Source organism: Rhodococcus sp. AH-ZY2, from assembly GCF_030916465.1.
In the GTDB taxonomy this organism is placed as follows: domain Bacteria; phylum Actinomycetota; class Actinomycetes; order Mycobacteriales; family Mycobacteriaceae; genus Rhodococcus; species Rhodococcus ruber.
Window position 1 is genome coordinate 2,567,913 of record NZ_CP126458.1, and the last position, 21,002, is coordinate 2,588,914.

Annotated in this window: 10 protein-coding genes; 2 read left to right on the forward strand and 8 right to left on the reverse strand. The window is 74.4% G+C overall.

Annotated elements, in window-relative coordinates; genetic code table 11:
* Window positions 1-26: 26 nt before the first annotated feature.
* Window positions 27-14,846: a non-ribosomal peptide synthetase gene (locus QNA09_RS12820; protein ID WP_308072460.1), complete on the reverse strand. Its 14,820-nt coding sequence runs from the start codon at window positions 14,844-14,846 to the stop codon at window positions 27-29.
* 134 nt (window positions 14,847-14,980) lie between these two features.
* Window positions 14,981-15,472, reverse strand: coding sequence for a TIGR00725 family protein (locus QNA09_RS12825; protein WP_003938253.1), 492 nt, complete (start codon window positions 15,470-15,472; stop codon window positions 14,981-14,983).
* A gap of 106 nt (window positions 15,473-15,578) precedes the next feature.
* Here QNA09_RS12825 and QNA09_RS12830 point away from each other — a divergent pair, with 106 nt between their 5' ends.
* Window positions 15,579-16,481, forward strand: coding sequence for an alpha/beta fold hydrolase (locus tag QNA09_RS12830; RefSeq protein ID WP_119699842.1), 903 nt, complete (start codon window positions 15,579-15,581; stop codon window positions 16,479-16,481).
* Between the two features lie 8 nt (window positions 16,482-16,489).
* Here the strand turns inward: QNA09_RS12830 and QNA09_RS12835 are convergent, their stop codons facing one another.
* The 3 genes from QNA09_RS12835 to QNA09_RS12845 form a co-directional block, all read right to left on the reverse strand.
* Entirely contained in the window at window positions 16,490-17,110 is a 621-nt protein-coding gene (locus QNA09_RS12835; RefSeq protein WP_010594424.1) for an FHA domain-containing protein, read from the reverse strand.
* 20 nt (window positions 17,111-17,130) lie between these two features.
* Window positions 17,131-17,433: a chorismate mutase gene (locus tag QNA09_RS12840; RefSeq protein WP_010594423.1), complete on the reverse strand. Its 303-nt coding sequence runs from the start codon at window positions 17,431-17,433 to the stop codon at window positions 17,131-17,133.
* 91 nt (window positions 17,434-17,524) lie between these two features.
* Window positions 17,525-18,514 (reverse strand): magnesium transporter, encoded by a 990-nt coding sequence (locus tag QNA09_RS12845; RefSeq protein WP_010594422.1) that lies wholly within the window; start codon window positions 18,512-18,514, stop codon window positions 17,525-17,527.
* Window positions 18,515-18,599: 85 nt separating this feature from the next.
* Between QNA09_RS12845 and QNA09_RS12850 the strand changes: the two genes are divergently transcribed.
* Window positions 18,600-19,010, forward strand: a complete 411-nt coding sequence (locus QNA09_RS12850) for a YchJ family protein (protein ID WP_108754919.1) — start codon at window positions 18,600-18,602, stop codon at window positions 19,008-19,010.
* A gap of 85 nt (window positions 19,011-19,095) precedes the next feature.
* Here QNA09_RS12850 and QNA09_RS12855 read toward each other — a convergent pair whose 3' ends face one another.
* The 3 genes from QNA09_RS12855 to QNA09_RS12865 form a co-directional block, all read right to left on the reverse strand.
* Window positions 19,096-19,326 carry a DUF6480 family protein gene (locus QNA09_RS12855; RefSeq protein ID WP_010594420.1) on the reverse strand — a complete coding sequence of 77 codons (231 nt, stop codon included), beginning with the start codon at window positions 19,324-19,326 and terminating at the stop codon, window positions 19,096-19,098.
* Between the two features lie 101 nt (window positions 19,327-19,427).
* Window positions 19,428-19,679 carry a hypothetical protein gene (locus tag QNA09_RS12860; protein ID WP_010594419.1) on the reverse strand — a complete coding sequence of 84 codons (252 nt, stop codon included), beginning with the start codon at window positions 19,677-19,679 and terminating at the stop codon, window positions 19,428-19,430.
* A gap of 425 nt (window positions 19,680-20,104) precedes the next feature.
* Entirely contained in the window at window positions 20,105-20,908 is an 804-nt protein-coding gene (locus QNA09_RS12865; RefSeq protein WP_119699843.1) for an alpha/beta fold hydrolase, read from the reverse strand.
* Window positions 20,909-21,002: the final 94 nt, after the last annotated feature.

The following is a 21,002-nucleotide window of genomic DNA, read 5'->3' on the forward strand; positions in this document are numbered from 1 at the left end:
GAAGAAAAGGGGGGTGGATTGCGCGGTCAGGACGCGGCGAGGTACCGGTCGTCGCCGAGATGCCGATCGAGCACCGCGGCCAGGGCGGGCACCGCGTCGGGTGCGGTCATCCGGTCGTGGGCGACATCGAGCAGGTGGTTGTGCATCGCGCCGGTGACGTAGGGTCGCCAGCCGGCGAAACCCCCGGCGTGATGCGGCTTGTCGGCCGTCGCGGTGACGAAGACGAGGTCGCCGTCGTAGAGCGGTGGCCGGTAGCCGGCGAGCAGCGCCGCCGAACCGTTGTAGTCGGCGACCATCCGGTCGAGGTGGCCGGCGTCGACGGGAGCCCCGGTGTGGGTCCGGATCAGCGCGGCGGCCTCGGCGGCCGTCAGGTCCGGATCGACGTCGGGCAGCCCCAGGGACGAGCCGAGGGCGGCGACGAGTTCGCCGGCGGTCAGCGGTTCCGGCGCGGCGACGTCGCGGGCGATCAGGTCCGCGTCGAGCAGCGCGAGCAGCGCCACCTCCTCGCCGGCGTCGCGCAGCCGCGCCGCGACGGCGTGGGCGATGAATCCGCCGAGCGACCAGCCGAGCAGGTGGTACGGGCCGGTGGGCTGGACCGCACGGATCTCGTCGACATACCGCTCGGCGTACGCGGCGATCGTCGCCGGGGCGTCCTCGCGGCCGTCGAGGTGCGGGGACTGCAGTCCGTACACCGGCCGTCCGGGGGCGAGGTGCGCGGCGAGCCCGGCGTAGCCCCACGCCAGTCCGGACGCCGGATGCACGCAGAACAGCGGGGCTCCGTCGCCGTCGGTGCGCAGCGGCAGCCGCACCGCGAACGGCGAGTCCGGCTGCCCGCCGGTGTCCTCGGCCTCGAGGCGGGCGGCCAGGGTCGCCGGGGTGGGCGCCGAGAACAGCGCGATCACCGGCACGGCGGTCCCGAGTTCGGCGCCGAGCCGATCGCAGGCACGGGTGGCATCGAGGGAGGTCCCACCCAGGTCGAAGAACGAGTCGTCGATCCCGACGTGCGTGAGGCCGAGGACCTGCGCGAACACCGCGACCACCGCCTCCTCCGCCGGGGTGCGCGGGGCGCGTCCCGAGCCGGCCGCGAACACCGGCTCCGGCAGCGCCGCGCGATCCAGCTTGCCGACCGGGGTCAGCGGCAACTCGTCGAGCACGACGATCGCCGCCGGCACCAGGTGTCCGGGCAGCCGCTGCGCCGTCCGGCGCTGTACCCGGGCCGGTTCGAGGCGGTGCCCCGGCGCCGGGAGCACGTAGGAGACGAGCACCTGGGCGCCGGACGGTCCGGGCCGCCCGACGGTGACCGCGAAGTCGACCTCGGGCAGGGCCGTGAGCGCCGCGTCGATCTCCCCGACCTCGACGCGCATCCCGCGGACCTTGACCTGGTGGTCACCGCGCCCGAGGTATTCGAGCTCGAGCCGGCCCCCGGCCCGCACCCACCGCACGAGGTCCCCGGTGCGGTACATCCGCTCCCCCGGCTGATCGGGACGGGCGACGAAGCGGCTCGCGGTCAGCCCCACCCGCCCGTGGTAGCCCCGCGCCAGCCCGGCCCCGGCCAGGTAGAGTTCGCCCGTCACGCCGGCGGGTACCGGCCGCAGGCGGGCGTCGAGCACCAGCGGCGTCACGCCGCGCACGGCCGATCCGATCGTCACCGCCCGGCCCGGCACCAGCGGGCCGGCCGTCGCCCAGATCGTGGCCTCCGTCGGTCCGTACAGGTTCAGCATCGTCCGGCCCTCGCCGAACCGGTCCACGAGTTCCGGTCCGGTCGCCTCCCCGGCCACGGCCAGCACCTCGACCGAGGTCAGGGCGGCCGGGTCGAGCGTCGACAGCGCGGCGGGGGTGACGACGAGATGGCTGACCCGGGCCGCGCGGAGCCGGTCGGCGAGTTCGGTGCCGCCGACGACGGTGGGCGGGACGACCACGAGCCGGGCGCCGACGGCGAACGCGGCGAGTTGCTCGAACACCGCGGCGTCGAAACTCGGCGACGCGATGTGCGCGACCCGGGCCTGCGGGGTCAGCGCCAGGGTCTCCCGCTGCGCGGCGACGAGATTGCCCAGTCCGCGGTGGGTGACGGTGACCGCCTTGGGAGCGCCGGTCGAACCTGAGGTGTAGATCAGGTAGGCGGGGTCGTCGACGTGCACGGCCGTGGCCCGCGGCCGCTGCGGGACGAGCGCGAGACGCGTGTCGGCAGCCGGGCCGTCGAGCACCAGCCACCCGAGCGAGGCGGGCAGGCGGTCGTGGTGCTCGGTCACGGTCACCCCCAGGACGGCACCGGAATCGGCGAGCATGTACTCGATCCGTTCCTGCGGGTGCCGGGGGTCGACGGGCACGAACGCCGCGCCCGTTCGGGCGACCGCCCACACCGCGAGCACCGAGTCGAACGATCGGGTCAGTGCCAGCGCGACGAGGGTGCCGGGGCCGGCACCCCGCGCGGCGAGGGCATCGGCGAGCAGCGCCGCGCGGGCGTCGAGTTCGCGATAGGTGACCTGCCGGTCGTCGGTGACCACGGCGACGGCCTCGGGTCGCGCCGTCGCCGCGGCGTGCAGCAGTTCCGGCAGGGTCACCGGGGCGACGGGCTCCGGGCCCGTGCCGGCCCGCAGTTCGTCGGCCTCCCGCGGATCGAGCAGGTCGACGTTGCCGATCGTGGCGTGCGGGTTCTCGGCGACCGCCGTCAGCAGCCGGCCGAAGCGGGCGGCGAGGGTCCGGGCGGTGGCGTCGTCGAACAGGTCGGTGGCGTAGCCGAGGCTCACCTCGATTCCGGCGGGTTCGCCGTTCGCGGTCGTGCGTTCGCGCAGTGTCAGGCTCAGGTCGAACGGTGAGGACTCGTGGGCGACGTCCTGCAGTGCGATGCGCAGGCCCGCGACCTCGAGCTCCGGCTCCTCGAAGTTCGCCAGCGCGAGGGAGACCTGGAACAGCGGGTGGTGCGCGGTCGAGCGGGCCGGGCGCACCGCCTCGACCACCTGGTCGAACGGCAGGTCGGCGTGGGCGAACGCGGCCAGGTCGGCCTCGCGCACCTGCGCCACCAGGTCGGCGAACGTGACCTCGGGACGCACCGGGGTGCGCAGGACCACGGTGTTGACGAACATCCCGACCAGGTCGTCGAGTTCGGCGGCGCCGCGGCCGGCGACCGCGGTGCCCACCGCGATGTCGTCGCCGGCGCCGAGACGCGAGAGCAACGCGACGAGCGCGGCGTGCACGGTCATGAACACGGTGGCGTTCTCGGTGGCGGCGACGGCCCGCAGCCGGGCGTGCACGTCGGCGTCGACTGCGAGATCCACATCGGCGCTCGCCATGGACTGCACGACCGGGCGCGGCCGGTCGGTGGGCAAGGTGATCCGGTCGGGGAGCCCGGCGAGGGTGCTCACCCAGAAGTCGCGCTGACGCGCGGCGGTCGACCGCGGATCGGTCTCGTCACCGAGGATGTCGCGCTGCCACAGCGTGTAGTCGGCGTACTGCACCGGCAGCGGCGCCCACGCCGGCGCCGCCCCCGCGGTACGCGCGGCGTACGCGGCGATCAGGTCCCGGGCCAGCGGCGCCACCGACACCCCGTCCGCGGCGATGTGGTGCAGCACCAGCACCAGCACGTGCTCCTGCGCACCCAGACGCAGCACCCGGGCCCGCACCGGCAGCTCGACGGTCAGGTCGAAACCGGCACCGACGAAACCCGCCACCGCGGCATGCACGTCGGCGGGTGCCTCGGTGAAGTCGAGCACGTTCCCGGCGTCGACGGCCACCTGGTGCGGGCCGTCCGCATCGGCGGGGAAGACGGTGCGCAGGCTCTCGTGCCGGTCGGTCACGTCCCGCCACGCCGCGGCGAGCGCCGCGGCGTCGATCGGACCGGACAGGCGCAACGCGACGGGGATGTTGTACGCCGCGGAGGTGGGGTCGAGCTGGTTGAGCACCCACATGCGCTGCTGCGCCGGTCCGAGGGGCACCCGGGCCGGGCGGGGCCGGGCCGTGAGGGCGATCCTCGGCGCGGGACGCTCGAGCAGGCGCACGGCCAGCGCCGCGGGGGTGGGCGCCTCGAACAGGTCGCGCACCGCCAGGGCGGAGTTCAGGCGGGCGACGACGCGGGTGGCGTCGAGCGAGTTGCCGCCGAGGTCGAAGAACGAGTCGTCGATGCCCACCCGGTCCAGATCCAGCACCTGGGCGAACGCGGCGACCACGGCCTCCTCGGCCGGTGTGCGGGGGGCACGCCCCGCGCCGGCGGCGAACACGGGCTCGGGCAGGGCCGCCCGGTCCAGCTTGCCCACCGGCGTCAGCGGCAACTCGTCGAGCACGACGAGCGCCGCCGGCACGAGATGGGCCGGCAGCAACTCGGACATCCGGGCCCGCAGCGCCTCGGCCGTCGGGGCGCACCCGGTCGCCGCGAGCACGTACGACACCAGTACCGGCGACCCGGCCGGTCCGGGCCGGCCCACCGTCACCGCGCGGTCGACCTCCGGCAGCCCGGCCAGCGCCGCGTCGACCTCCCCCACCTCGATCCGCATTCCGCGGATCTTGACCTGGTGGTCACTGCGGCCGACGTACTCGAGCTCGAGCCGGCCGGCGGCGTGCACCCACCGCACCACGTCCCCGGTGCGGTACATCTGCGCGCCCTGCGGATGCGCCACGAACCGGGCCGCGGTCAGTCCCGGCCGCCCGTGGTAGCCGCGCGCCAGCCCGTCGCCGGCGAGGTACAACTCCCCCGCCACACCGACCGGGACGGGCCGCAACCGGTCGTCGAGCACCAGCGGCGTCACGCCGCGCACGGCGGATCCGATCGTCAGTGCCCGGCCCGCCGTCAGTGCCGACGACGCGGTCGCCCAGATCGTGGCCTCCGTCGGCCCGTACAGGTTCAGCATCGTCCGGCCCCCGGCGAACCGCTCCACCAGGTCCGTACCGACCGCCTCGCCGGCCACCGCGAGCACCCGGACCGAGGTCGACTCCGCCGAGTCCAGCGTCGAGAGCACCGACGGGGTGAGGACCGCGTGCGTCACCTGCTCGGCCTCGAGGAGAGCGGCGAGTTCGGTGCCCCCGACGATGCCGGGCGGGACCGACACCAGGCAGCCCCCGGCGCCGAAGGCGGCCAGTTGTTCGAAGATCGCTGCGTCGAAACTGGGCGAGGCGAAGCCGAGGACCCGCGCATCCGGCCCGACGTCGAGCGAGTCGGCTTGGGCGCGCACGATGTTCGCCAGCCCGCGGTGGGTGACGGTGACGGCCTTCGGGGTGCCGGTCGAGCCGGAGGTGTAGATCAGGTAGGCGGCGTGCTCGGGATGCAGCGGCCGGGTCCGGTCCGCATCGGTCCACGGTGCGGCCGAGTCGTCGGCGTATGCGGCCCGCACCGCCGGGTCGTCGAGCTCGAGCCAGGTGAGCGCGCCGGGCAGCGCGGCCCGGTGCGCGGCCGTGGTCAGTCCGAGTGTGGTGCCGCTGTCGTGCAGCATGTGCGCGATGCGCTCGGCCGGGTACGCCGGATCGACGGGCACGAAGGCACCGCCGGCCTTGGCGACGGCCCACACGGCGAGCACCGACTCCGCGGAGCGGGGCAGCGCGAGGGCCACGCGCACGTCCGGCCCCACCCCGGCGGCGACGAGCCGGTGCGCGAGCCGGCCGGCGGCGTCGTCGAGTTCCCGGTAGGTCCAGGTGGTGCCGTCGGCACGCACGGCCGGGCGCGCGGGGTGTGCGGCGGCGGCGGCCGCGAGCAGCGTGGGCAGCAGCCACGGCCCGATACCGGCCGGGCCGGCGGTGGCGGCCAGCTCGGCGGACTCGGCGGCGTCGAGCAGCTCCACGTCCCCGACGGGGACGGCCGGGTCGGTGGTGACGGTGGCGAGGAGGCGCACGAACCGCGCGGCGAGGGTGCGGGCGGTGTCGTGGTCGAACAGGTCGGTCGCGTAGGTGAGGGTGGCGTCCAGCCCGGCGGGCCGTCCGTCGTCGCCGGTGTGTTCGCGCAGCTCGAGTGCGAGATCGAACTGCGAGGAGTCCCGGGCGATGTCCTCCACGGCGATCCCGAGCCCGTCGAGCTCGAGCGTGGGTGCCGCGAAGTCGGCCAGCGCGAGGGAGACCTGGAACAGCGGGTGGTGCGCGGTCGAGCGGGCCGGGCGCACCGCCTCGACCACCTGGTCGAACGGCAGGTCGGCGTGGGCGAACGCGGCCAGGTCGGCCTCGCGCACCTGCGCCACCAGGTCGGCGAACGTGACCTCGGGACGCACCGGGGTGCGCAGGACCACGGTGTTGACGAACATCCCGACCAGGTCGTCGAGTTCGGCGGCGCCGCGGCCGGCGACCGCGGTGCCCACCGCGATGTCGTCGCCGGCGCCGAGACGCGAGAGCAACGCGACGAGCGCGGCGTGCACGGTCATGAACACGGTGGCGTTCTCGGTGGCGGCGACGGCCCGCAGCCGGGCGTGCACGTCGGCGTCGACTGCGAGATCCACATCGGCGCTCGCGCCGGACTGCACCGCGGGTCCGGGCCGGTCGGCGGGCAGCACGATGCGGTCCGGGAGGCCGGCCAGCGTGCGGGTCCAGAACTCGCGTTGCCGGGCGGTGGTCGAGTCGGGGTCGTCGGGGTCGCCGAGCGTCTCGCGCTGCCACAGCGTGTAGTCGGCGTACTGCACCGGCAGCGGCGCCCACGCCGGCGCCGCCCCCGCGGTACGCGCGGCGTACGCGGCGATCAGGTCCCGGGCCAGCGGCGCCACCGACACCCCGTCCGCGGCGATGTGGTGCAGCACCAGCACCAGCACGTGCTCCTGCGCACCCAGACGCAGCACCCGGGCCCGCACCGGCAGCTCGACGGTCAGGTCGAAACCGGCACCGGCGAAAGTCGCCACCGCGGCACGGACCGCGTCCGCGGGCACGTCGACGATGTCGAGGGCGGGGGGCACCGCATCGACGATCACCTGGTGCGGGCCGTCCGCATCGGCCGGGAAGACGGTGCGCAGACTCTCGTGCCGGCCGGTGAGGTCGCCGAAGGCGGCCGCGAGGGCGGTGCGGTCGAGCGGTCCGCGCAGGCGCAGCGCCACCGGGATGTTGTAGACGCCGGAGGCGGGGTCGAACTGGTTGAGCACCCACATCCGGTGCTGTGCCGGTCCGAGCGGCAGGCGGGCGGGCCGCTCGCGGCGCCCGAGCGCGACGGCGGCACCGGTGCGGCCCGCGGCGCGTGCGGCCAGCGCCGCCGGGGTGGGCGCCTCGAACAGGTCGCGTACCGCCAGGGCGGTGCCGGCGGTGGCGTTGACGCGGGCGATCACGCGGGTCGCGTCGAGGGAGGTGCCGCCGAGGTCGAAGAACGAGTCGTCGGCACCGAGGTCGAAGAACGAGTCGTCGGCACCGAGGTCGAAGAACGAGTCGTCGGCACCGAGGTCGAAGGACGAGCCGTGGGCACCGCGGTCGGCCAGGCCGAGCACCTCGGCGAACGCGGCTGCGGCGGCGGTCTCCACGGGTCCGCGCGGCGCGCGGGCCGGGCGGCGGCTGCGGCCGAAGTCCGGCTCCGGCAGCGCCGTCCGGTCGAGCTTGCCGACCGGGGTGAGCGGAACCTCGTCGAGGACGACGATCGCGACGGGCACGAGATGGGCGGGGAGCTGTTCGGCGAGCCGGTCCCGCAGCCGGTCCGGGTCGAGGGTGCGTCCCGGCACGGGCCGCACGTAGGAGACGAGGACGGTGGAGCCGGTGGGTCCGGGGCGTCCGACCGTGGTCGCGAAGTCGACGTCGGCGTCGGCCGTGAGGGCGGTGTCGATTTCGCCGAGCTCGACGCGGATGCCGCGCACCTTGACCTGGAAGTCGGTGCGGCCCAGATAGTCCAGGACGGGCCGGCCGTCGCCGCCGCGGGTCCAGCGCACGAGGTCGCCGGTGCGGTACATGCGGGCGCCGGACCGGTGGGGATGCGCGACGAACCGGCTCGCGGTCAGGGGTGCACGACCGTGGTAGCCGCGCGCCAGACCGGGGCCGGACAGGTACAGTTCGCCGACCGTGCCGAGCGGCGCCGGCCGGAGCCAGCTGTCGAGGACGAGGGTTTCGGTGCCGGGGATGCCGGTGCCGAGCGTGACCGGCGCGTCGGCGGTGAGGTCGGCGACGGTGGCCCAGATGGTGGCCTCGGTCGGGCCGTAGAAGTTGAGCATCGTGCGGCCGGGCGCCCACCGGCGCACCAGGTCGGTGGGGACGGCCTCGCCGGCGACGCCCACCGTCTGCACGGTGGCGGTCGCAGCCGGGTCGAGGGTGGCCAGCACCGCGGGGGTGACGACGAGGTGGGTGACGGCGGCGGCGGTGAGCCGGGCGGTCAGTTCGTCGCCGCCGACGACGGTCGGCGGCACGACGACGAGCCCGGCGCCGACGGCGAACGCGGCGAGCTGTTCGAACACGGAGGCGTCGAAGCTCGGTGACGCGACGTGCGCGACGCGGGCCGAGAGGGTCAGTCCCAGCACGGCGATCTGGGCGTCGACCAGGTTGCCCAGGCCGCGATGGGTGACGGTGACGGCCTTCGGGGTGCCGGTGGAGCCGGAGGTGTAGATCAGGTAGGCCGGGTCGTCGAGCCGGGCCGGCGACGTCGCCGCGGGGCGGGTCGCGGCGAGGCGGGCGGTCGTGGCGGGGTCGTCGAGGACCAGCCAGGTTGCCGCGGCACCGGTCAGCCGGGCACCGTGTGCGGAGACCGTGACGCCCAGCCGGGCGCCGGAGTCGGTGAGCATGTGCTCGATCCGGTCCTGTGGATGGCGCGGGTCGACGGGAACGAAGGCGGCCCCGGTCTTCGCGACCGCCCACACGGCGAGAAGCGACTCGAACGAGCGGGTGAGCGCCAGCGCGACGGCCGTGCCGGGTCCGGCGCCGTGCGCCGCGAGCAGCCCCGCCAGCGCGTCGGCCCGGTCGTTCAGGTCGCGGTAGGTGATCTCGCCGGCATCGGTGACGACGGCGACCGCGTCCGGGTGACGGGTTGCGGTGCCGGTGAGGATCTCGGCGAGCGTGACGGCGCGGTCCCGGCCGGGGGTGAACGGGGCCGCGACCCCGGGGGCGCCGAGCGCGGCGATGCGGCGGTCCGGGGTGCGGGCGAGCGCCCCGAGCAGCTGCGCGCAGCGCTCGACGAGGTGGCGGGCGGCGACGTCGCCGACCGCGGCGGGGCGGTACCGCAGGCTCAGCTGCGGCCGGTCGCCCGGCTCGACGATCAGGCTCACGGGGTACGGGGTGGCTTCGGCGCCGGTGACGCCGAGAACGCGCATTCCGGCGCTGTCGGCCAGTGCGGAGAGAGCGTCGCGGTCGAGGGGGTAGGACTCGACGACGGCGAGGGTGTCGAACAGTTCGGTGACGCCGGCGGCCCGGTGGATCTCGGGGAGGCCGAGGTGCTGGTGCTCGAGCAGCGCCGCCTGTTCGGCCTGGATGCGGCGCAGCAGTTCGGTGCCGGTGTCGGTGGGCTGCAGGCGCACCCGCACCGGCACGGTGTTGACGAACAGACCCAGCACAGCGTCCACGCCCGGCAGCTCGGGCGGTCGGCCGGAGACGGTGGAGCCGAACACCACGTCGGTGCGGCCGGTGACCTCGGCCAGGGTCAGCGCCCACGCCGCCTGCACGACGGTGGCGAGGGTGACGTCGTGGGCGCGGGTGGCGGCGGCGAGTCCGGCGGCGGTCTCGGCGCTCAGCTCGACGGTGTGGGCGGCGCCGCCGGTGTCGGCCCCGTCGGCGTGCGGGGCGACGAGGGTGGGGGCGTCGATGCCGTCCAGCGCGCGGGCCCACGCGGTCCGCGCGGCGACGGCGTCCCGGCCGGCGAGCCAGGCCAGGTGGTTGCGGAACGACGGCGCCGGGCCGGGCACGGCCGCGCCCGCGGCGTAGGCGGTGAGCAGTTCGGCGACGAGCAGCGGGGTGGACCAGCCGTCGAGGACGAGGTGGTGGTTGGTCAGCAGCAGCCGGTACCGGTCGTCGGCGGTGCGGATGAGGTGGATGCGCAGCAGCGGCGCGGCGGTGAGGTCGAACCGGTCGGCGCGGTCCGTGTCGAGGATGCGCGCCAGTTCGCCGTCGGTGTCGGCGCGGCCGCGCAGGTCGGTTTCCCGCCAGGGCAGCACGGCGGTGTGCCGTACGAGCTGGACCGGACCGGCGGCGGTGTCACGGAAGGCGGCGCGCAGGCTGTCGTGCCGGTCGACCACGGACTGTGCCGCGGCGCGCAGCCGGGCGGCGTCGACGGTGCCGGCGAGTTCGAGCGCGGTCTGCACGGTGTAGTCGTCGGGGGCGTCCGCGGCGGCGTAGCCGGTGTGGAACAGCAGCCCGGCCTGCAGGGGGGACAGAGGCCACAGGTCGGCCAGGCCTCCCCGGTCGCGCTCCCACTCGTCGATCCGGTCCTGGTCGACGGCGACCAGCGGGAAATCGGAGGGACTGTGGCCGCCGGCGGCCGGGTCGCCGACGTGCCAGGCGAGCGCGGCGAGCGCAGCCACCCACAGCTGTGCGAACTCGTCGACGGCGTCCTCGTCGAGCAGGCCGGTCGCGTAGGTGAAGGTGCCGACGAGTCCGTCGGCGTCGACCGCGGCGTCGATGTCGAGCACCGCGGGCAGCGGCATGCGGGGTTCGCGGGTCGCGGCGGTGCCGAGCGGCAGCCACGGTGCGTCGACTGTGGTGTCGATGCGGCCGAGGAAGTTGAAGGCGATCTGCGGTGCCGGATGCGCGGGCAGGATCCCGGCGACGTACCGGAGCAGGCCGTAGCCGATGCCGTGGTCGGGGACGGCGGCGAGTCGTTCCTTGACCGATCGGATCGCCGCGGCCGCCGCGGCGCCGCCGCCGAAGGCGTCGTCGACGTCGATCCCGGTCAGGTCCACGTCCAGCGGGTGCACGGTGGTGAACCATCCGACGGTGCGGGACAGGTCCGCACCGGGGACCGCTGCCTCCTCCCGGCCGTGGCCCTCGACGCCGACGAGCGTCGCGGGGGTGGGGCGGCCACGGTTGCGGCGCCACCGCTCGGCGGCCAGGCCGAGCGCGGCGAGCAGCGCCTCGACGGGGCCGCAGTGGAACCGCTGGGGTACGGCGGTCAGGACGGCGTCGGTGACCTCGGCGGGCACGCGGACGCGCAGCTGCGCGGAGGTGGCGGCGGTGTCGCGCGCCGGGTCGAACGGCCGCTCCCCCAGCGCCGGATCGGGCGTGGCGAGAATCCGCTCCCACAGTGGCAATTCGTCGCTGCGATCGGTCTCGGTCAGGCCGTGCGCCCACCGGCGCAGCGACGTGCCGACCGGGGCGAGGGCGGACGCGGCACCGCCGTGGGTGTAGGCGGCGGCGAGGTCGGGCAGCAGGATGCGCCAGGACACCGCGTCCACGGCGAGGTGGTGGACGACGGCCACGAGCAGGTCGTCGCGGCCGCCGGGCGAGGCCAGCCACGCGAACTGGGCGACGATCCCGGCGGCGGGGTCGAGCCGGTCCGCGGCGGCCTCCAGCGCGGCCTCGGCGGCGCCGCGTGGCTCGTCGACGGGGGTGCGATGCAGCACCGCCTCGGCGGCGACCGCACCGGCGGGGAGCACCTCGAGTGTGCGGGACGCGGTCAGCCGCATCCGCAGCGCGTCGTGCCGATCGAGCAGTGCCTGCACGGCCCCGGCCAGGTGCGCGGGGTCGGGGTGCTCGGGCAGGCGGATCAGCACCGCCTGTCCGTACCGGTCGACGGGCCCGCCGTCGGTCAGCAGTTCGGCGACGATCGGGGTGGTCTCGACCGGGCCGGTGCCGCCGCCGGGGAGTTCGGCGAGGGCCGGCTCGTCGCCGGTGTCCGCCACCGCGACGGCGGCCAGGGCGGCGACGGTGCGACGTTCGAAGACGTCGCGGGCGGTGAAGCGCAGTCCGGCGGCACGAGCGCGGGAGACCAGGGTGATCGCGACGATGCTGTCGCCGCCGAGGGCGAAGAAGCTGTCGTCGGCAAAGACCCGTTCCACCCCGAGCACCTGGGCGAACAGCGCGCCGATCAGTTCCTCGCGTGCGCCTTCGGGGGCGCGGCCGCCGGGGGTCGCGGTGGCGCCGAAGTCGGGGGCGGGCAGCGCGGCCCGGTCGATCTTGCCGACGGGGGTGAGCGGCAGCTCGGGCAGCACGGTGATCACCGCGGGCACGAGGTAGGCGGGCAGGGTGGCGGCGAGTGCGGCGCGCAGGGCGTCACCGTCGACGGGGGCGCCGGGACGGCCGACGACGTAGGCGGCGAGGACGGTCGCGCCGGCGGGCGTGGCGGTGCCGACGGTGACGGCTCGGGCGACGGTGTCGTGCCGGAGCAGCGCGGCGTCGACCTCGCCGAGTTCGACGCGGAATCCACGGATCTTGACCTGGTGGTCGGTGCGGCCGGCGAACTCGAGCGCGGCGGCTGCGCCGCCGGTGTGTCCTTTGGGTTGTCCTGGCAGCCCGAAGGACACACCGCGCCAGCGGACCAGGTCGCCGGTGCGGTACATGCGTTCGCCGGGTGCCGACGGGTCGGCCACGAAGCGGGCCGCGGTCAGGTCGGGACGGCCGAGGTAGCCGCGCGCGACACCCGGCCCGGCCAGGTACAGCTCGCCGGTCACCCCCACCGGCACGGGCTGCAGCCACCGGTCGAGGACCAGGGCGCGCATGCCGCGGATCGGTGCTCCGACGTCGACGCCGGCGCCGGGACGGTGCGGGGCGGCGAACGTGGCGGTGACCGTGGCCTCGGTGGGGCCGTAGGCGTTGAGGAACTGCCGGCCCCGGGACCACCGGTCGGCCAGGTCGGGCGGGCAGGCGTCCCCACCGACCACGACCGTGCCGATCTCGGGGTGCTCGTCGGGGTCGAGGGTCGCGAGCACGGCCGGGGTCGCGTCGAGGTGGGTGACTCGTCCGGCGTGCAGTACCTCGGCGAGCTCGGCGCCGCCGTAGGCCTGCGGCGGTACCACCACCAGGGTGGCGCCGGCCGCGAAGGTCACCAGCAGCTCCTCGATCGAGGAGTCGAAGGCCGGCGAGTACAGGTGGGTGGCACGCGAATCGGGGGTGACGGCGAGCCGCGTGCGGGCGTCGTCGGCGAGGTTCGCCAGGCCGGCGTGGGTGACGACGACGCCCTTGGGGGTGCCGGTGGACCCGGAGGTGTAGACGATGTAGGCGGCGTGCTCGGGTCGGACGATCCGGTCGGTGATCGGCGCGGCGTCCATGTCCGCGACCGCCGCGACGGTCGCGGGGTCGTCCAGCACGATCCAGTCGGTGTGCTCGGGCAGGCCGTCCCGGTGCGCGGCGACGGTCAGGCCGATGCGGGCGCCGCTGTCGCGCAGGACGTGGTCGAGCCGGGCGCGGGGGTGGCCGGGGTCGACGGGCACGAACGCGGCCCCGGTCTTGGCGACCGCCCACACGGCCTGCACCGAGTCGAGCGAGCGCGCCAGCGCCAGCGCCACGGTGGTCTCCGGTCCGGCGCCGCGGGTCAGCAGCAGCCGGGCGAGCCGGTCGGTGGCGGTGTCCAGTTCGGAGTAGGTCACGGTGCGCGGACCGTCGATCACGGCGACGGCACCGGGGTCGAGGGCCGCCCCGGCGGTGAGCAGGTCGGCGAGGGTGCGGGCGGGCACCGGCTCGGCGCCGCGGGCCGGGACGAGGGCCGCGCGCTCGTCGTCGCCGAGCAGGTCCAGGTCGGTGAGCCGCCGGCCGGGGTCGGCGGTGGCGAAACGGTGTAGGAACGCGAGGAACCGTCGGTGGTGCGCGGCGAGCTCGTCCCGGGTGTACAGGTTCGGGTTGGCCTGGAAGTCGAGGTGCGTGCTGTGCCCGCCCGGGTAGAGGTTGACGAAGAGGTCCTCGATGAGCCCGGAGGTGAGCACGTGGACCCGGCCGGTGAGCGCGCCGAGCCGGACCTGGTGGTCGAACAGCATGAGGTTGACCGACGGGCCGAACCCGGCGGCGTGGTCGCCGGTGAGACCGAGGTCGCGGGCGATGTCCTCCTGCCGGTACCGCTGGCGGCGCAGCGCCCCGGTCAGCTCGAGTTCCGCTGCGGCGATCACGGAGGCGACGGTGGCGGCGTCGGTCCGCAGCCGCAGCGGCACGACGTTGGCGAGCATGCCGCCGGAGCGGCGCAGCACGGCGGTGGTGCGGGCCGAGACGGGCAGGCTGAGCATCACCTCGTCGTGGCCGGTCATCCGGGCGAGGTAGGTGCCGAACGCGGCGACCACGAGCGGGGCGAGGCTCGACCCGCGACGGGCCGCGGCATCGCGCAGGGCCTGCTCGGTGTCGGGGGGAAGTTCCGCGCCGACCAGCAGTGGATGCGCGTCGGCGGGGGCACCCCGGCCGGCCAGCGACACGGGATCGCTCAGGCCGGCCAGGTGTTCGGTCCAGTACGCGCGGTCGGTCTCGAACCGCGGGGAGCGCCGGTAGGCCTCGTCCGCGGCGACGATGTCGGGCAGCGCGGCGGTGCGCGGCGCGTGCACCGTGGTTCCGGTGACGGTGGCGGTGTAGCGCTCGGCGGTGCGCGCGACGAGGGTCATCGCTCCGACGCCGTCGAGGGCGATGTGGTGGATTCGGGCGTACCAGAACCAGCGGTCGTCGCCGACGCGCAGCACGGCGGTGACGGTGAGCCGGTCGGTGCACATGTCGACGGGGGCGGTGTAGTCGCGCTCCATCCAGTCGCGGGCCGCGGCGACCGGGTCGGCTTCGCCCCGCAGGTCGACCACCGTCAGGCGCTCTCCGGTGTGCACGACGGTCTGGAACGGGTGACCGTCCTCCTCGAGGATGCGCAGGAACCCGGTGCCGAACTCGCGTCCGACCGCACGCGCGGCAGTCTCGAGGGCGTCGAGGTCGAGATCCCCGGTGATGTCGACGTACTGGGCGATGTTGACGGGCGTGTCGCCGGCCAGGTGCTGGGCGAACCAGATGCCGCGCTGGGCCGCCGAGAGCGGAAACGCGCCGGTGGGCTGCGGGGCACCGAGATGTGCGTGGGCGACCGGGCTTTCGTGCAACACGGGGGTACTCCTGACGACCGGTGGACTGTGCTGCTTCCACGGTCGTCCGCAGACCCCGATGCAGATACCGACCCCAGCGGTGGAGGTGGCACCCGCAGGGGTGGTCGAGAATCACCCTCGGGTGCGGGAAGTCCTCAACCGGTCCAGCCCGCGGTGGGATCGCGCCGCCACAGCAGGTCGTGGATGGCTTCGACGGCGTCCCCGGCGGAGGTGACGGCGAGCACCCCGGCGGCGGGCAGCGGCCACCCCCCGATCGAGATCACCGGGACCCCGGTCCGGACGGCGAGCGCGATCTCGCTGAGCGTGCCCCAGCTGCCGCCGACCGCGATCAGCGCCTCGCACGTGCGTACCAGCAGGGCGTTGCGCATCTCGCCGAGCCCGGTCGGAATCGACACGGTCAGGTACGGGTTGGCTTCCGCGCGGTCGTCGCCGGGGAGCAGGCCGAGGGTGGTGCCGCCGGCCTCGGCGGCGCCGCGCGACGCCGCGGCCATCACCCCGCCCAGTCCCCCGGTCACGACGACGGCGCGTCGCGCCGCGAGCAGCCCGCCGACCTGACGGGCGATCCGGCGTTGTTCGGCCGTGGCTTCCGCGGGCCCGACCACGCCGACGTACCGCTGCGCATCCATGGCGAGATTGTCCACCACCCAGGGTGCAGAAGTGGCCCCCTGAGGTGAAATCCACCACCACCGGGGCTGCTCGTCCCGGCGCCGGCGTCCGTGGATCCTTGTCCGCATGTCCACCCTCCGCACCGAGCGTCTCGTGCGCCGCCACACGGTGATCGCCGACGACGGCGTGCCGCTCGCGGTCCACGAGCTCGGCGCGGCCGACGCGCCGCTCACCGCCGTGTTCGTCCACGGGCACTGCGGACGCACGGAAACCTGGTCGCCGCTTCGCGATTCGTTGATCCGGCGGTACGGGGCCACGCTGCGGATGGTGTTCTTCGACCACCGGGGTCACGGCGCGTCCGGCACTGCCGGGCCGGAGACGTACACCGTCGAGCAGCTCGGGCGTGATCTCGCGGCGGTACTGCGCGCGGTCTCCGCCGGGCCGGTGGTGCTGGTCGGCCACTCGATGGGCGGCATGACGATCCTGTCCTACGCCCGTCAGCATCCGCACGAGGTCGGCACCCGCGTCGCCGGGGTCTGTCTCATCGGCACCGCCGCCGGTGATCTCGGGCGGTCGGGTCTCGGGCGTTACCTCGACAGTCCCGCGGTCGCGTTGTTCCACCGGGCGGTGCGACACGCGCCCGGCGCGGTGCAACGCGCGCTGCACCTGGGTGGGCGGGCGGTGCGGCCGCTGCGGCGGACGTCGCAGCGACGAACCCCCGGCTCCCGGTTGGCGGCTCTGATGGCGGTGCTGGCGAACGACACGCCGGTGGTGACGATGGCGGCGTTCCTGCGATCGTTCGCGGTGCTCGACGAGTCCGCCGCGTTGGCGGTGCTCGCCGCCGTCCCCGCGGTCGTGCTGTGCGGCTCGGCGGACGAGTGGACCCCGTTCGAGCTGTCGGCCGGTCTGGCGGAGCGGCTGCCACGCGCCGAGCTGGTGCGGGTCGACGGCGCGGGCCATTCGGTGATCACCGACCGGCCCGCGGAGGTCGCGCGGGCACTCGGCGGGTTGCTGCAGCGGGTCGGGTGAGCCGCCGGTCAGAGGTCGCGTTCGGTGATGACGCCGCTGTGGAGGGCGAGCTCGGCGAGCCGGACCCGCTTCTGGTTCTGCGGCAGGTCCTCGACCCCGAATTTCGCGAACAGCGCCCGCAGGTGGGTCTTCACCGCATCGACGCTGAGGAACAGTTCGGAGGCGATGTCCTGGTTGGATGCCGGGGTGGCGAAGGCGGCGCCGTGCTTGTAGGGCCGGCACAACGCGAGCAGGATGCCGCGTTGTGTCTGCGTCAGCGATCGCACCGTCGGCAGCTCCGACGCGACACGGGTCGCCTCGTCCGGGCCGGCGCCGATCTCCTGGAAGGTCAGGCGGATCGAGCCGATCCGGATGCTGTCGCCCTCCCGAAGCCGCCGGCGTCCCGTGATGCGTTCCCCGTTGAGGAACGTGCCGTTTCGGGAGAGCCCGTCGTCGAGGATGGTCCAGTGGGTGCCGATCCACTCCACGACGGCGTGCAGGCGGGAGACCTCGTTGTCGCCGGTGAAGGCCACATCCGACGTCGGGGCCCGGCCGATGGTGACGCGAGGCGAGCCCGGCGACAGCTCGAATCGATGCTGCCGCCCCTGCTTGTCGACGTATGTCAGACGCGATTCGGTGACGACGCTCATCACAACCTCCGGGGGCGGACTCAATCCTGCCCGCAGGTCGCGGTGTCGGCAAGGGGTTCGCGGCCCAACCGCAGCAGCGTCGCCGCCAGCGCCGTGCCGTCCCGGCCCAGCGCAGTGGTGAACCGGGTGAGCGCCGCCATCTCGCGGCACGCATGCACGGACGTCGTTCCGTGCCCGGCGCGGCGCAGCCGGCCGGCACGGTGGACGAGGCCGGTCCGGTACCGGATGGCGGCGACGATCTCGGCATCGATCCGGTCGATCTCGTCGAACACGCGATCCGGGTCGGTGTGGCTCGGGGTGAACCTCTCCGAGGTTGCGGTCACGGGGCCTCCACGGGTTGTCGGTCGGTGGTCTCATCGTGACCCGGTATCGTCCTGCGCCCCAAGGAACCCTGGGGTGGAGATCGCCCCACCCTCAGCCGAGGAGCAGCGTCACGGCCACGAAGTAGATGACGATGGAGAGCAGGTCCTGGATCACCGTCGCGAGCGGGCCGGACCCGAACGCCGGGTCCTTGCCCAGCCGTTGCAGCGCCCACGGCAGCACCATCGCCACGGTCGTCGCGATGGTGCTCGCGGCCAGCACGGCCGACGCCACGGCGACCGCGAGATCCCGGTTCCCGGTCATGAGCAGCACGGCCGGCAGCATGGTCGCCCCGAGGAGCGCCCCCACCGACAGTCCGGTCAGCACCTCCCGGCGCACGATCCGGCGGATCCCCACCCCTACCGAGAATCCGCGGATGACCAGTGCCTCGGTCTGCGTCCCGACGGCGTCCGCCAGGTACACGATTCCCGGCACGAAGTACGCGACGGCGAGGTCGGCGTCGAGTTCGGCCTCGAACACCTGCATCAGGCGGGCCGAGACCATGGCCCCGATCAGACCGACGACGAGCCACGGCAGCCGGTGCCAGAGCCGGCGACGGATTCCCTCGACGCTCGAGGCCCGCGCCGCCTCCACCGAGTGCGCGAAGCCGCCGATCCGGGCCATGTCCTGATCGTGCTCGTGCAGCAGCACGGCGAGCAGTTGTTGCGGCGCGATGAGGCCGCGGAACCGGCCGTGGCCGTCCACGACGGCCAGGCCCGGCTCGCCGTGCTGCACCGCTTTCCACGCGGCGCGTTCCTGCGCGGTATCCGGGTGCACCACCGGCGGATCCGGGTCCATGAGGTCGTCCATCCGGGCGGCACCGGGGGCCGCCAGCAGCCGTTCGATCGTGACGAGACCGGCGAGCGTCTCACCGACGAGCACGGCGACGACGGCGGCACTGTCGAAGCTGTGTTCCCGCATCCGGTCGAGCACGTCGGCGGCGGTGTCGTACGGCCCGGCCACCGGGACGGCCGCGAAGCTGTGGTGTAGCGCGGTGCCGGGACTGCCCTGTCCCCGCGCCGGTGTGGCGGCAGAATCGACCATGGTTCACCGTTCCTCCGACCGCGCTCGTCCCGGGCGTCGATCGTGCCACGACCGTCCGGTTCCGGGCGGCGGCGATAATGTGCCGGTGACTCGACGCCCGCGCTACCCCCGGCCCGAATCGTCCGCTCCGTGTCCGTGCGGCCGGGGTCTTCCGTTCGGCGACTGCTGCGGGCCGTTCCTCGCGGGTGGGGACGCGCCGACGCCCGAGCAGCTGATGCGGTCGCGGTACACCGCCTTCGCGGTGGGCGACGACGACTATCTGCGTCGTACGTGGCACCCCGACACCCGCCCGGCGCGACTGGATCTCGATCCGGCGCAGCGGTGGACCGGGCTCGAGGTGGTGCGCACGAGCGGCGGGTTCCTGCACTCGGAGGGGACGGTCGAGTTCCGGGCCCACTACCGCTTCGGCGGTCACGAGGACGTGCTGCACGAGCACAGCCGGTTCCTCCGTGAGGGTGGCCGCTGGTACTACGTCGGGGCGCTCGGACGACCCTGACGAGCCCGACCGTTCGGTGTCTCAGTCGTTCGGTGTCCCAGTCGTTCGGTGTCCCAGTCGTTCGGTGTCCCAGTCGTTCGGTGTCTCAGTCGAACAGGGCGAACGCGCGCGCCACGAAGAACGCCGCCACTCCGAGCACGATCAGCGCGATGAGCACGATCGCGAAGACGGGCATCACCCGGCTCGGGTTCGGTTGGGGATGCGACAGGCCGGAGGTCTGTCCGGCGTCGGGTGGGGTGTCTCCGGGCTGTACGCCCCCACCGGCGTCGAGGCCGGGCGCATCTTCGGGTCGGGGTCCGGGGTCCTGGTTGCTCAAGTGCGCTCCTGGTGTCTGCTGTACGGAAACAGGGCCGAGCGCAGCGTCTCGGCCCCGACCGCATACCCGGTTTCCGGCGGCGCAATCCTCACCCGTGGCCGTCAACCGAACGGACCGGGCAGGTGCCGCGAGAACCACACCGCCTCCCCGAACGGTTCCGCCGCCGCATCGAAGTGCCGGCTCACGTCGGTGAGGGCATCGATCAGTCCGCTCACGGCGATCTCGTCGGCGAGGGGCAGGGAGTCCCGGTCGAGCGCGTCGGCGGCCTCGACGATCGCCGCGATCTCCAGCACGAGATCGAACATCCTCTCGCGTGCCGCGCCGACCCGGGACGCGAAGCTGGCGTGGCTCATGGAACCCCTTCTCGGCAGCGTCATCTCCGGCGCACCGTCACCGACCCGTCGAGCCGGCGACGATCGCCGTCCGCACCCCCGGTGGGGGCGCGGACGGTGGAACCTGTCGGCCCCGGGTATCCGCCGCGCGGTGGTCCGAAACACGCCCGCCGTGCCGTCGGCGGGTTGTGTCAGCGTCCCCGGTTCGGCACCGGGGCACGTCGCACCGCCCGAGGTCGGCGTGGCTGCTCGGCGGGGTTATTCGGCGGGGCTTCGGTGGATCGAGGAACGTGGACACACTTATTCGGATAATTTTGATATTCCGTCTCGTATGGATTCGTGCCCGTACATCCCGATCGCTCCTGCCCGGTGCCCTCCCGCTGCTGTGCGCGAGCTCCGCACGGTTCAGGTCGCCGGGCGGCTGCCGCGCCCCTCCGACCTGCGGATCAGCCCTTCTCCGCCGCGGCGAAGTGCTTCCTGAGGTGCTCGGCGACCGCCTCCGGCTGTTCGAGTGCCACGGAGTGCCCTGCGGCGTCCACCGTGACGTGCCGGCCGCTCGCGGCGTCGGCGATGTTCGCCGACGAGATCGGCGGCGGGTACGCGTGGTCCTCGCTCCCGGCGACGGCGAGGACCGGCACGCGGCACCCGGCCAGCTCCTCGACGATCCGCCCGCGGTGGATGACGCCGTGGGCGGCGTCGCCGATGCGGGGTTCGAGCCGGGCGATCGCGGCGCGCCACGTGCTCGTCATCGAACTCTCCTGAGCGAGGCTCGAATCGCCGAACATGATGTACATGACCGTGTCGACGACGTCCGCCGTGCCGTGCTCGGTGAGATGCTCGACCAGCGGAGCGAACTCGGCGAGCTTGTGTTCCTCCTCCGCCGACGAACCCAGCGCGGCGGCCGTGCGGAGCAGTTCGGGGCGTCGCGCGGCGAGCCGCAGCGCGACGAACCCGCCGAGCGAGTTGCCGACGACGTGGCACGGGGCCAGACCGAGGTGTTCGATCAGGGCCGCCGCGTCCTCGGCGAGGACGTCGACCGCGAGTTCCGCCCGCGGCGCCGGGGCGCTCTCGCCCTGCCCGCGATGATCGTAGGCGACGACCCGGTACCCGTCGGCGGTGAACTTCTCCGCGAGCGCGTCGAACATCGTGTGATCGAAGAAGAGCGAATGGCTGAACACGATCGGCACTCCGTCGCGCGGACCGGCGTCGACGTAGGCGAGTTCCGTCCCGTTGACCGCTGCTCGCTGCATGGAAACCTCCTGGATCGGGCCACCGCGCTCCGGCTGTGGCGTTCGTCACTACACTGCCGACGAGCGTAGGGAGCGGGCGGGACGCAGCACTCGT